The 13,313-nt window shown below is 46.7% G+C and carries 10 protein-coding genes; 8 read left to right on the top strand and 2 right to left on the bottom strand.

All coding sequences use genetic code 11. The annotated features are described in order from the left end of the window. Positions 1-244: 244 nt before the first annotated feature. Complete coding sequence (locus H065_RS0115315) at positions 245-754, bottom strand: antibiotic biosynthesis monooxygenase family protein (protein ID WP_017813960.1); 510 nt, start codon at positions 752-754, stop codon at positions 245-247. Positions 755-974: 220 nt separating this feature from the next. Between H065_RS0115315 and H065_RS0115320 the strand changes: the two genes are divergently transcribed. From H065_RS0115320 to H065_RS0115345, 6 genes are all read left to right on the top strand, one after another. Then, complete coding sequence (locus tag H065_RS0115320; protein WP_017813961.1) at positions 975-1,688, top strand: lantibiotic protection ABC transporter ATP-binding protein; 714 nt, start codon at positions 975-977, stop codon at positions 1,686-1,688. Next, positions 1,685-2,437 carry a lantibiotic immunity ABC transporter MutE/EpiE family permease subunit gene (locus H065_RS0115325; RefSeq protein ID WP_017813962.1) on the top strand — a complete coding sequence of 251 codons (753 nt, stop codon included), beginning with the start codon at positions 1,685-1,687 and terminating at the stop codon, positions 2,435-2,437. Before H065_RS0115320 ends, H065_RS0115325 begins: the two co-directional genes overlap by 4 nt. A gap of 1 nt (position 2,438) precedes the next feature. Next, positions 2,439-3,209, top strand: a complete 771-nt coding sequence (locus tag H065_RS0115330; protein ID WP_017813963.1) for a lantibiotic immunity ABC transporter MutG family permease subunit — start codon at positions 2,439-2,441, stop codon at positions 3,207-3,209. A 39-nt stretch (positions 3,210-3,248) separates the two neighbouring features. After that, entirely contained in the window at positions 3,249-3,911 is a 663-nt protein-coding gene (locus tag H065_RS0115335) for a response regulator transcription factor (RefSeq protein WP_017813964.1), read from the top strand. Then, on the top strand, positions 3,902-5,308 hold the full coding sequence (locus tag H065_RS0115340; RefSeq protein ID WP_017813965.1) for a HAMP domain-containing sensor histidine kinase: 1,407 nt from the start codon (positions 3,902-3,904) through the stop codon (positions 5,306-5,308). The genes H065_RS0115335 and H065_RS0115340 overlap by 10 nt, the downstream gene beginning before the upstream one ends. A gap of 142 nt (positions 5,309-5,450) precedes the next feature. Then, positions 5,451-6,698 carry a DUF445 domain-containing protein gene (locus H065_RS0115345; protein WP_017813966.1) on the top strand — a complete coding sequence of 416 codons (1,248 nt, stop codon included), beginning with the start codon at positions 5,451-5,453 and terminating at the stop codon, positions 6,696-6,698. 275 nt (positions 6,699-6,973) lie between these two features. On the opposite strand, the gene H065_RS0115350 is transcribed toward H065_RS0115345, so the two are convergent. Continuing rightward, positions 6,974-8,710 carry a glycoside hydrolase family 13 protein gene (locus H065_RS0115350; RefSeq protein ID WP_017813967.1) on the bottom strand — a complete coding sequence of 579 codons (1,737 nt, stop codon included), beginning with the start codon at positions 8,708-8,710 and terminating at the stop codon, positions 6,974-6,976. Positions 8,711-8,951: 241 nt separating this feature from the next. On the opposite strand from H065_RS0115350, the gene H065_RS27050 reads away from it, so the two are divergent. Together H065_RS27050 and H065_RS26055 are read left to right on the top strand one after the other, a co-directional pair. After that, positions 8,952-9,905 (top strand): CorA family divalent cation transporter, encoded by a 954-nt coding sequence (locus H065_RS27050; RefSeq protein ID WP_017813968.1) that lies wholly within the window; start codon positions 8,952-8,954, stop codon positions 9,903-9,905. Between the two features lie 424 nt (positions 9,906-10,329). Next, positions 10,330-13,050, top strand: a complete 2,721-nt coding sequence (locus H065_RS26055) for a copper amine oxidase N-terminal domain-containing protein (RefSeq protein ID WP_017813969.1) — start codon at positions 10,330-10,332, stop codon at positions 13,048-13,050. Positions 13,051-13,313: the final 263 nt, after the last annotated feature.

Genomic DNA, 13,313 nt, shown 5'->3' on the forward strand with positions numbered 1-13,313 from the left:
CCAATAACAATGCCATTTTAACAACAATACAGAATATAATCTACCGTCTTCTACGATTTGAAGCGGCTGGGGTTACAAGAAAATTGTAAAAAAATACAAATTTAAATAAATAAATGATAGATGTGAATGGGCAAACAGGATAAATTCACACATAAAAAGACCTCAATCCGGCAAAATGGCTGATCGGATGAGGTCTTTGATAATAGGGCAGTCAAGCACAATCTTTCTGTTTATGCGCAGTAGATTAATTCTCGATTACATAGGTCTTCACAAATGAAGGTCGCGGGAAAATGGAAGGCTGCTGTACATCAATACCTTCCTCGGTGTTCCGTTTGCGGTGAGCATGGCTGTACGCCTGGGACTCCTGCCATGCCGTAAAATTCTCTTCGGCATCCCACAATGTCAAAATCACATACGTATCATCATCCAGCGGACGCAGCACACGTATGCCGACAAATCCGGGTTCGTCTTCTACTTTGCGTGCCCGATTCATAAAACGGGCTTCAAAGGCAGAACGACCATCAGCAGTTACCGGAATATTATTGAGTACCGCATAACCGCCGCCGATTACACCGCTGCTGTCGAGTGTCTCGTAGCGAAATGTATTTTCGGAAGGAATATCGACAGGCAGAATCTCATCGATTTCCATAACGTAGCGGGTCTCACCATTATGGTGCATCTCTACCGCATCCGGCAAATGGGCAGCCTCGGGAAACTGATCATGAATATTGCGTGAGCTTAGATAAATGTACATACAATCACCCTTCCACGATTAATAACTGAATCCTGATAAAAACTTGATAATTCTAATTTAGCATATATACAAAACGTACAGTTAATTTCAGCAGTCTGTTATCTACATACCCGGCAAGTATACAAGTTAACCGTACGTCTAATCAGAGCAGTCACATCCTGCTTTTTACAGAGACACAAAATAAATAGTTTGGAAATTTTAATATAAAGGATGAATAGTAATGAGTAATATTCTGACTACCCGTAATCTGACTCGCAAGTTTGGAAAAGAAACAGCTATTAGAGACGTGTCCCTGACCGTAGAGCACAACAGTGTGTACGGTCTGCTTGGTCCGAATGGTGCCGGAAAATCAACGACTCTGAAAATGTTAACCGGTCTGTTGGCTCCAACCTCCGGAGAGATCTTATTCGATGGACATCCCTGGAGTCGACGTGACCTTGCCCGGATTGGTGCACTTATTGAATCACCGCCGTTGTATGCCAATCTGACGGCTTATGAAAATTTAAAAGTACAGAGTATTCTACTTGGTCTGAATGATGTACGCATTTATGAAGTGCTGGAAATAGTGGGTTTGAAAAATACAGGTCGCAAAAAAGCCGGTCAATTCTCTATGGGAATGAAACAACGGCTTGGCATTGCTATGGCTCTTCTTCATCGTCCACAACTATTGATCCTGGATGAACCTACGAATGGACTTGATCCCATGGGTATCCAGAAAATGCGTGAACTTATTCGCTCTTTTCCCCAGACAGGGATGACCGTCATTTTATCCAGTCATATTCTGTCCGAAGTGGAATTGATTGCAGATCATATAGGCATTATCAGTGAAGGCAAACTGGAATATCAGGGAGCGATCTGTCGCGGTCAGAATCTTGAACAGTTATTTATGGACGTCGTACAAGCCAGCCATATACAAAGGGAGGATGCATTGTGATTCGCTACCTTTCCGCAGAGCACCTCAAGTTCAGACGATCGGTTTCACGCAAATTGGTGGTAATCGTTCCGTTGCTCAATTTACTTGTTTCTTTTTTGATGAATCCTACCTATACCGTGACCAATACATTCAATTGGTGGTCTATTTTCTTTATACCTTTAACAGTTGCACTGTTAAGCGGATTATCCCATCAAAAAGAACAGCGGGCTGTAAATTATAACAGGATTTTTACGCTTCCGGTCTCGCTTTCCCGCATTTGGTATGGGAAGGTATTCGTAATTGCCATTTATATGCTGCTGATGCTGCTGGTATTTGAACTCATGTTGTTCGCACTGCAACTCATTTTCCCATCTCTCGTTCAAGTATCTCCTACACTGCTGGCGATACTGCTGCTATGGGTGAGCACACTTTGGCAAATTCCATTTTGTCTATGGTTATCACGCAGATGGGGAATGACAGGTACACTGCTGATCAACGTTATGACCGGATTGGTACTGGGTATCTATGCTGCTCCACTACGCGGGTGGTGGCTCAGTCCGTGGAGCTGGCCGATCCGTATGATGTGTCCTGCCATTGGAGTACACCCGAATGGAGTGCCTTTGACTGCTGGTGATCCGTTATGGAATTTTGCGGTCATACCTGCAGGTTTGTTATTTTCAATTGTACTTTTTCTGATTGTGCTGCTTGGGACAGGATTTGCTTTTGCCAGGCAGGCACAGACTCTGTCTGTTCAAACGGGGAGGCATTGAGATGATTGGCATATGGAGATTCCTTTATGCGGATTATTATAAAGTGAAACGCACCCCCTATCTTTGGCTTCATATCTGTCTTCCCCTGGGATGGTCTATTATTTATCTGCTATATATGCAGGGACGCCAAGCTACAATCCTTAGCCTGTATTCCGGCTATATGGAAATGTTGGGAATAGTTCTCCCTCTGCTGTCGGGTATTATTTGTGGGATGGTAACCATGCAGGAAGAGCAAGCGGGAGGATTTCAGAACCTATTCATTCGCAGTCGGATCAAAGAAATTGGTTACTTTAGCAAATTGCTGTTTGTGTGGGCGTGTGGAAGCTTGGCTATTATGCTCGCAGCTATGCTGCTGGGTGCTGGAGTCTCTTTTCTATTAAATATGGATCAAGTGCCGTATCTGACCTTTGTATGGGGAGCGATATATCTGTCTATCGGCAGTGGTATACTGTACATGATCCAGTTATGGGTCAGTTTTACATTTGGAATGGGAGTCTCCATTTTGTTGGGAGGCGCAGGTACGCTTATTGCAGCCCTGATGATTACCAGTGTTGGAGACCTGATCTGGTATTATATCCCATGGGGTTGGGGAGTACGGATGATGGATAGTATGGCTCTACTTCAATTGGGAACACTGACCAGCAGGATGAGAGCCTATCTCGAACACGATATGCAGACCGGGTGGTTATGGATGATTTCGGTTACTCTCCTTTTGTTGGCTAGCCATCTGATCTGGTTTCGTCAATGGGAGGGGAGTAAACACACAGAGTAGACATCAAAGGGCATTCGATTCAGTGAAAGGGGAACAGTCATGTTCAAAATATTGGCGATCGATGATGATCTTGATATCCTGGCTCTCATTCGTAACATTTTGCAGCGTGATAAGCATCTCGTAAGTGTAGAAAATCAAGCCTATCGGCTGACAGCAGAGGATGTGCAGGGCTACGATCTGATTCTGCTGGATGTGATGATGCCGCAAGTGGATGGCTTCGAATTCTGCCGCACTATTCGCAGCAGTGTAGATTGCCCTATTCTTTTCCTCACTGCCCGATCAGAGGAAGAAGCGATTGTGGACGGGCTCATGTCTGGAGCAGACGACTATCTGACCAAGCCGTTCGGCGTAAGGGAATTGAGCGCTAGAGTCAGTGCCCATTTGCGACGGGAACGCCGGGAAAAGAATACCTCTCGACAGCAGATCGGCGGTTTTACGTTTGATTTTGACATGAAGCAGATCTGGGTCGGGGATGCTCAGCTTTACCTGACCAAGAATGAATATAAAATATGCGAATATCTGGCTCGCAATCGCAACCGGGTATTTACCAGGGAAGAAATCTACGACGAAGTGTACGGTATGGATGGTCATGCGTTGTATTCCACCATTACGGAATTTATTCGTTCCATCCGTAAAAAATGCAAAGAGCATGATGTTATGCCGATTACGACCGTTTGGGGTGTAGGTTACCGGTGGCAATAACTATACATAAGAGAAAAACCACGCTGCGTCGTGAACTGTTTAAATATCTGATTTCGCTTGGGGTCAGCTGTCTTATCATTTTTGGACTTTATCTGGCAACAACGTCTCTTGCTATCAAAGCGGGTTGGGTACTGCCCGCCAATTATAACGAGCAGCTAATCAAACAAGGAAAGCATGTGATTCAGGTTGCCGCATGGATAAATGAAGATATGCTTCCGTCAGGCTCCAAATACGTCGTGCTGAGCAAGCAAGATCGAGCACCCCTATACGGTAATATGGATGATACGGAGATCAAACTGGCCAGCCAGATCGTTAATGGACAGTCTCCAGCCTATTATGGTCAAAAAGTATACACTCTTATTGAGCGGAAAAACGACTACTGTATATTGCAATCCGATTTGCGTCCGCAGTTTAGTTCGCCTTATTTGCGAGCACATCTGCCGAATTATGAGCTTACCGGAATCATACTGCTGATCGTGACGATCATTGTTGTCTCTTTTGCAATCACAACGATATTCGCCAACCGCTTCAGGAATAGCCTCAAAGCATTAACCCGGATTACACATCATATCCAAAATCAGGATCTGGACTTTACAGAAAAGAAATCAGGCATCCAGGAGTTTGATGATGTCGCTCAATCATTGATCGAGATGAGAGATGCACTAAAGCAATCGCTGGAGAACCAGTGGAAAACGGAAAAAACCAAGCAGGAACAAATTGCCGCGCTTGCTCATGATATCAAGATTCCAGTAACGATTATTAAAGGGAATGCCGAGCTGCTTTCCTTATCCGAGCAGGATGAAAAGCAGCAGATGTACACTAATTATATTCTGGGTGCAGGAGAGAAAATAGAGCAGCATGTACGTATGCTGATTCTGATGTCCAAAACAGAAAGCAGGCTGACCCTGAGTAAAGAAGAAGTACCGCTGAGCGAATGGATTGAAGAAGTACTCAGCAATACTAGGGCCTATGCAGGCTGCAAGGATATCAGCATCCAACAGCAAATAGAGTGCTCCGAAGCGAGCGTTTATCTGGACCCTCAGCTACTGCATCGAGCCTTGATGAACATTATAGCCAATGCACTGGATCATACGCCCGAGGGAGCCAGCATGGAGCTTGAGATTCACTGCAAATGCCAGCAGTTGTCCATTATTATCACGGACAGAGGCCCCGGATTTACTGCAGAAGCGCTGGAGAAAGCCACTGAGCTATTTTATCGGGGAGATAAGAGCCGTACCACGAGCGGTCATTATGGTATGGGATTAACATTTGCCGAATATGTCATCAAGCTGCATCGGGGGACGCTGCAGCTGCAAAACGATCTTATCACTGGTGGGGGCAGAGTTACCGTAAGCCTGCCGGTCGTAGCCAAGGGGGATCACGTCAAAATGGGTTGATAGCAAGGAAATAAATGGCTTCGTTTTCTCCTTTTAGTGAAATGATATGCTGTGCTTTGTATGCTATACTGAATAAACCTGAGCACAAGATATTATTACTATTGAATCCATGTTCTGGATGAAGCGTTGAAGGAGGAAGTCTATGAATTCCAGATATTTGGCGGGGATATCACTGGCGGTGATGGCAGTTGGATTTATCATCACACTGTTTTTGCCGGATACCCTGCTGGTCAAGATTATTCAGGGAGGCTTTGAAGCGGGACTTGTCGGAGGAATTGCGGACTGGTTCGCGGTTACTGCACTGTTCCGTCATCCGCTTGGCCTGCCTATTCCGCATACATCCCTGTTAACACGTAACCGGGACAAGATTATCCGCTCGCTGATCTCGGCGATGGAGAATGAGTTATTGAACAAAGAGAGTATCGAGGCGAAGCTTCGTCATTTCAAATTATTCCCGTTCGCGGTATCTGCGATTACGCGTCAGCTGGGCAAAAAGACCATCCGGCGCGAACTGATCGATCTGGTGATTCCGCCGATCAGCCGTATTCCGCTAGAGCCGGTATCACGTTTTATCGCTTCCGGACTGGCTGATTATGCCCAAAAAGCCGATCTTCAGGCAGCAGGCAACAAGGTGCTTGCCCATGCGCTGAACGAACGTTATGACGAGAAAGCGCTAGATCATATCCTGACCCAGGTGCATGAATGGGCACTGCGCCCGGCAAGCCGGGATAAGCTCGGTGAAATTGCCAGTGAACAACTGGAAAATATCAACCTGGGCGGTCTTAAAGGTTTTGCTTTCCAGGCGTTTGCCGGCATGATGAATGCAGAGAGCCTGGGCGGCATTTTGCAAAATATTCTGCTGTCGACGGTATCTAATCTGCAACAGGAGGATAGCGAGTACCGTGAATCCATTTTGCGTGAGGTGCGGGTACAGCTATTTCAGGTCGTGGATGAAGAGAACAATTGGGACCGGATCAAGGATTGGACACGGGCTACGCTTGAAGGCGAGGCAGCTAACGTGTTCATGATGGAGCGTCTGGAAGAACTGCGCGGTCTGATCGTCGGTATGCTGGAGCGTGAGCGTGACAGCGGTGGACGTCATTTGTTCATTATGTACCGCTCGATTATCCGTGACCTGAGCAAGGACCAGGAGAAAATCAATGCCTGGGAAGAACGCTTGCTGCAAGGAATTATCGGTGTAGTCGGACGCAACCATTATCGTCTTGGTCAGCTGGTCAAAGAAAATCTGGATCAGATGGACAACGATACACTGGTGCATATGCTGGAAGAGAAAGTCGGTAATGATCTGCAGTGGATTCGTGTAAACGGCGCAATCTGCGGATTTATCGTTGGTCTGATCCTGACTGTAATTCAGCTGCTGGTTGCTTAATAATAGACTTTACTTGTTAAAGAACACGGATGGCCTAGAACAATGATTTCTCATCGGGTTGCAATGGGTACTTCCAATAAATCTTCATAACAAAAGGCATTCCATGTCGATGATGGAATGCCTTTTTTGTTTTATGGATTATAAAACTCTTGATAGATGGAGCCGAAAAGCCTGTTATTGCCGAAGCAGACAGGTTCTTGAATTGGAATATTCCAATTGTGATAAGGACCCTTTGGACAGAAGGGATATCAGCAGGAATACCCGAACTGCGCAGACTAACTATCCAGAATGGACAGGCCGCGGAAGACCAGGGATTCATACGGCTGCAATGTTACCGTACGATGCTCTCTTGCATCCTTGGCAATCTGCTCGGAATGAGTACCATGAGTGCCGATAATCAGCTCGGCATTTTTCAGTCGATCCGCCAGATGCTGATCCAGCTGCACTTCCGCTTCCGAGCGCGAGAAGTTCAGGATAATCATCCAGTGTTCATCATCCCATTCCCGGGTATAAGCAAAAATCTGCTTGTGCTCCGAAATGATGCAATCGTATTTGCCATACATAAGAGCAGAGCTTTCCTTGCGAATATGGATCAGTTTACGGTACAGGTGCAGAATAGAGTCGGGATTATCCTGATTGGCCTGTACATTGATCTCGGCAGCATTCGGATTAGCCGGAATCCATGGTGTATGCTGGGAGAATCCGGCATGTTCACTGTTATCCCACTGCATCGGGGTACGGGCATTATCCCTTGCCTTGTTGCGGATACGCTCCATAATGACTTCGGGATCTTCATTGTACTGTTCCACCATTTTTCTGTAATATACCTGCGCTTGCTGCTCGGTAACATCATCGATGGTATGCAGATGTGTAGCATTGGTCATTCCAATCTCGTCTCCCTGATAAATATGCGGTGTACCGCGCAGTGTCAGCAGGAAAATGCCCAGCATTTTCGCGGATTCTTCCCGGTATTCGCCTTCGTCACCCAGGTACGAGACCAAGCGTGGATGATCATGATTGCTCAGGTAGATGCCCATCCAGCCTTCGCCGTACAGATCTTTTTGCCACTTGGCGATAATTTCCTTGAGCTCATGTAGCTCCCACGATTTGCTTTTCCACATGTCCTGCGGATCATCGGATATTTTGGAAGCTTCGATCATCAGAATAATATTCAGTTCTTCCCGTGCAGGGTTGCTGTAAGCTTTGACATCGTCCAGCGTGACATCCGAAGCTTCGCCGGTTGTGAAAATATCATAGTGCGAGAATACTTCCTTGTACATTTCGTGCAGATATTCGTGAATATGAGGGCCATTTTTGTAGAATTCCGAGGAGTTGGCCTGCATGTTATCTGTGTCCTTGGCATCCGGAAAACCGGTATCTTTGGAGATAGAGTTGACGGCATCGATCCGGTAACCATCAATGCCCAGATCCAGCCAGTATCGCATGGCTTTATGCATATCCTGACGGACGCTAGGATTATCCCAATTCAGATCCGGCTGCTTGGTTCCATAAGAGTGCAGGTAATACTGTCCGGTCTGCTCGTCCAGCTGCCACATGGAATCTCCGAGAAACGATGTCCAGTTATTCGGCGGACCTCCATCCGGTGCCGGGTCTCGCCAGAAGTAATAGTCGCGGTACGGATTATCCCTGGAAGAACGGGACTCCTGGAACCACGGATGCTCATCCGAAGTATGATTGATGACCAGATCCATAATGAGTCTCATATCGCGCTGATGTAATTCATGCAGCAGCTGTTTCCATTCTTCCAGCGTGCCATACTCGGGATTAATATCGTAATAGTCAGTAATATCATAACCATAATCGGCGTTACTGGTCGGATAGACAGGCGTAAGCCAGAGAATATCGACTCCCAGATCCTGCAGATAATCCAGGCGGGACAGGATGCCGGGAATATCACCGATTCCATCATTATTGCTATCTTTGAAGCTGCGCGGATAAATCTCATAAATGACACTTTCTTTCCAGAATTCCGGTTTCATAATTTTCTTCATGACGGTTCTCCTATTCCAGCGTAAGAGTGATTTCTATTTTAAGTTTATTTTGGAGTTCTATGATCTCAATTGCACAATATATGATTGTGGACTACCATCTATATACATACCCGCATACAGCTTACGGAAATCCGGCAACTGGGAAAAGATAAGTAGAAAAAGGTTCCAGCCAAAGATCAATCACTTGCTGTCTGTTCAGGGTAATGAGAGTAAGGGAAGTTGCAGGAAGGGAAATGATATCATGATACAAGCTGAAGTTATTCCATCGGAGCATGGCTGGACATGGTTTCGTCAGCAGGATAGCAGTCATTTGATCGAGCATCCTGATTTCGATGAACGTATCCGGAAATGGGCATCAGAGAGTCTGATGTGCCGCCATAATCATATCTCTACAAGCTCTCATCTGGAGGGGATCCATACGATGAGCGGTACACTCACTGTCAAGCTAACAGATGAGCCTCATGACAGCTGGCTACTCCATTATTATATTGCCGGTGACAAGCTGGTAACCGTAGGCGATATGAGCTGGCTGGTGCATCAGGTGGAGCCTGAGGAATGGGATCGGCACATCGCTAGTCTGTCCAGACCGGTAGAGGGCTTTCTGTTTATTATGAATTCTTTTATCAGGGTCTTGTTTGCACGTATGGATGAAATCGAAGTGGATCTGACGGATATTGAAGAACGCATGAGAAAGAGTAACGGCAGCCGACTGCTGCGCGAAATTATCGATCTTCGTAATCAGTTGACCCGCTGGAATCTGCATACTGTAGCGCTTCGCGAGATTGAATATGGAGTGGAAGAGACCTTTCCCGAGATTATCGATCATTCGGAGACCTACCGCATCCTGAACATCTATCTCAAACGAATCCGCATGCTTCAGCAAAATTATGAACACGAGATTGATTCCCTGCTCAAAGTGGACGATAATATTGCCAATTACCGCTCCAATACGATCATGAAGACACTGACCGTATTCACGGTACTGCTGACGCCGATGACAGCCCTGGGTGCTATATGGGGAATGAATTTCAAAAATATGCCTGAACTGGAATGGAAGTGGGGTTATGCAGGAGCCCTGGGTCTGATCTTCGGACTGACGCTAGTCACATATCTGTGGCTGCGGAGCACCGGCCTGACCGGAGATATTCTTAATATGGATATGAGCCGAGACAAAAACAAGGATCTGCGTAAATAAAGAACAAATATCCGCCCGGCATCACAGCTGGATTTTCTTCAGATACTGCCGTCTCAGACGCTTTTTGCCAAAGCGTCTTGTTGGCATACTCAATTCCCCTTCTTGTTATAACCTGTAAACAAATACATTGCTTGTTCCGATAATGAATAAATTGTTGCCATTTGTAACAATTATCGAGTTGTTCAGCCATTTATTAGATGGTAACGTACATAGAGTCTGGAATAAACAAAAAGGAATAATTTCCATAATCCAGGTGATCCAATGTTGGGAATTTCAAGTTATACGACATCATGGATCATACAAAAACGGCTGCTCGTGCCTATAAAAATATAAACGGGCGTGTAACTTTATCCGCATAGGGGCTGTCTAATAGACAGGGATAATGGAACAAGTACAGTTAATCAGGGGACAAGGGGATGACAAAGTGAAAAAGCAAATCAGTTCAGCGTTGTTGGCAGCAACACTAGTAGTTAGTGGAGGGTTACATACACCATCTGCAGAAGCGGCAAAACCGATCCAGATTACCGTGAATGGCGTACCGCTGGTTACCGATCAGGCACCGGTTATGTCGGGATCACGGACAATGGTTCCGCTGCGTGGCGTTTTTGAAGCACTGGACGCCAAAGTACTGTGGAAACAAAGCACCAAAACCGTTACAGCCGTCAAAGGAACGACCACTGTTGTACTGCCTGTGGGTTCTACCCGTGCCACAATCAATGACAAATTAACCGCCATGGATGTGCCGGCCAAAATGATCAAAGGCAGAGTAATGGTTCCGCTACGGTTTGTAACCGAAGCGATGGGCAGCAAAGTTGGCTGGAACAAGGCCACACAGACCGTCAGTATTACAACAAGCAAAGGAACGACTCCAATTACGACTACACCATCGACAGGTTCGGTATCGCCGGTAGCCTATGTCAATGCCAGTGTCATCGGTCAGCAGGGTAATGGCAGTGATCTGCAGGTCGCTTTCCCGGGATCTGCAAGTGCGTCGGCCGTCAGCCAGTATCGTATTCTGGTCGTCAAATCCGGCAATATCAATTCTTTTAACCTGGCATCTGCACAGAATGTGCCTGCAGCCAATTACCAGATCGTACCGAAAGGCAGCAGCAATTACACCATTACCCTGCTGCCGCAATCACGGGATACGGATGGTGCCCTGATCCAGAAAAATGTCAGCTACCGCGTCTATGTACTGGCTGTCGGCAATCCTGGCTATACCAGTGCACTGACTATGGCACAGACAATCACCAATCTGGGTAGTACGGTATCTGCATCCGCTACACCGGGAGAAGTGAAAGCAAGTGATGTAGCGGATAACGCAGACGGACGCGATCTGTCTGTATCATTCAATAAAGTGTCGGACGAGAGCAAAGTATCCGCTTACCGCATCTTTGTTGTTCCTTCCAGCAATGCAAGCAGCTTCAACCTGTCCGAAGCAGGCAAAGTAAACAGCGACAACTATACCAGCGTCACCAAGGATGGTTCCAATCATACGCTACGTCTCAAGTCTTCCACACGTGATACCACTGGCAAAATAATAGCCGAAGGCATCTCCTATACTGTATTTGTTACGGCAGTAAGCAGCGGCGGCGATACCCTTGGCTTGTCTGCAGCTTCCAACTCGCTGACACTGGGCAAAGCGGTCGATGCACCATCCATTACCAAAGTTACCGATGTAGGCAATAATGGTGATGCGCGCGATCTGCAGGTTTCCTTTGACAAAATCTCCAATGAGTCCAGAATCAGCGGCTATCGTGTCTTCGTTGTCCGCAGTACGAACTCCGACGACTTTGATCTGGAAAAAGCGAGTGCGCTGAATTCCAGTCGTTATATGGATGTATCCAAAACAGGCAGCGATCGTGAAGTTACCCTGTCTTCTTCGCTCAAGGACAACAATGGTGACAATATTAAAAATGATGTCTCCTACCGCGTATTCGTAATGTCCAGAGGAACAGGTTCATACAGCAATTCATTATCATCCGCTTCTTCGACCATCACACTTACATCAAGCAGTAAAACGGTAGGCAGCACCAACGGTGTCAGCGTCAGTGATGTGAGCGATTATGGAGATGGACGCGATCTGCAGGTTTCCTTTAATAAATCCGGCGATGAAAATCTGGTCAGCCAGTATCGTATTCTGGTCGTCAAATCCGGCGACTCCAGCAACTTTACCCAGACCAAGGCTCAAAAGGTATCCAGTTCCAATTACACCTCGGTCAGCAAAAACGGCTCCAACCGTGTTATTGTACTTGCTTCCGGAGCGCGTGATGTCGATGGCGATCTGGTCAAAAACGGAGTAGCTTATCGTGTATTCGTCCTGAGCGTAGGTTCCGGTGATGCTTCGGATACGTATTCCCTGTCTTCCGCTTCGAGTACCATTACACTGGGCGGCAGTACAGCAGCCTCTGTAGTGAATAGCCTGACGACCAGCAACAGCAGTGCGAACAGCAATCCGTCCGATATCACAGTGAGCTTTACGCCTGCCAATGATACCGGCATTTCTGAATACCGGATGATCGTGGTGCGTAATGATCAGAGCAGCGGATTTACGCTGAGCGCAGCCAATTCTGTATCTTCTGCCAACTATACGCGTGTCGCCAAAACAGCGTCCAAAGTCACCCAGGCATTGCCTGCAGGTGCCAAGGATTATAATGGCAATGCAATTGATAAAAATGTGAGCTATCGCGTGTTTGTACTCACGGTAGCAGATGGTTCGGTTCGTTCAGTGAATGCACTTTCCAGCGCTTCCAATGATTTTGTAATTACCAACAAGAACGTGGCAGCGCCGACCAATGTAACGGCTACGGCCGATAATAATGCTGGAGCGATCCGTGTTAACTTTAATCGGCCATCTGACAGCTCGGCTATTGGTTCCTACGCGATCATGCTGGTGCCTTCCGCCAATGCGGATAGCTTCACCCTGGCGGATGCCAACCGTCTGAGCGGTTCCCGTTCTCAGACAGTAACCGGCTCTACGTATAGCGAATGGGCATTCAGCACATCCAATGTGGATGTAAATGGTGCCTCGATTCGTCAGGGCGTAGCCTACAAAGCATTTGTCCTGTCGGTAGCCAATGGACGTGATGCGACTGTGAATGCACTGTCCACTGCTTCCCGTGAAGCACAGCTGAATATCCAATAATTCATTGGATAGCCGTTCGGCAGAACATGATTTTGTCTATTCTCAAAGCCCTTTTCGGTGTGATCACCGGAAAGGGCTTTTGCTTTTTGGATATACGACTTCAGATATGCTGATCTGTCTCTTGCCGCTGGGGTCTGCTGTATTCCATCAGCTGGTGTATCATGCTGCTGAAGAGGATGGCGCATCACAGTTCATGTATGCGAACTTTACACGAATCTGATATACGAATTTGACGGACATCCGGGTAAAAGGGGTAAGATGAA

It is taken from the genome of Paenibacillus shenyangensis (genome assembly GCF_000346635.1).
GTDB lineage: Bacteria > Bacillota > Bacilli > Paenibacillales > Paenibacillaceae > Saccharibacillus > Saccharibacillus dauci.

Bases quoted from the DNA above. Each gene is read 5' to 3' on its own strand.
- H065_RS0115335 (WP_017813964.1), top strand. From the start codon at position 3,249: ATGTTCAAAATATTGGCGATCGATGATGATCTTGATATCCTGGCTCTC.
- H065_RS0115320 (WP_017813961.1), top strand. From the start codon at position 975: ATGAGTAATATTCTGACTACCCGTAATCTGACTCGCAAGTTTGGAAAA.
- H065_RS0115345 (WP_017813966.1), top strand. From the start codon at position 5,451: ATGAATTCCAGATATTTGGCGGGGATATCACTGGCGGTGATGGCAGTT.
- H065_RS0115315 (WP_017813960.1), bottom strand. From the start codon at position 754: ATGTACATTTATCTAAGCTCACGCAATATTCATGATCAGTTTCCCGAG.
- H065_RS27050 (WP_017813968.1), top strand. From the start codon at position 8,952: ATGATACAAGCTGAAGTTATTCCATCGGAGCATGGCTGGACATGGTTT.
- H065_RS0115350 (WP_017813967.1), bottom strand. From the start codon at position 8,710: ATGAAGAAAATTATGAAACCGGAATTCTGGAAAGAAAGTGTCATTTAT.
- H065_RS0115330 (WP_017813963.1), top strand. From the start codon at position 2,439: ATGATTGGCATATGGAGATTCCTTTATGCGGATTATTATAAAGTGAAA.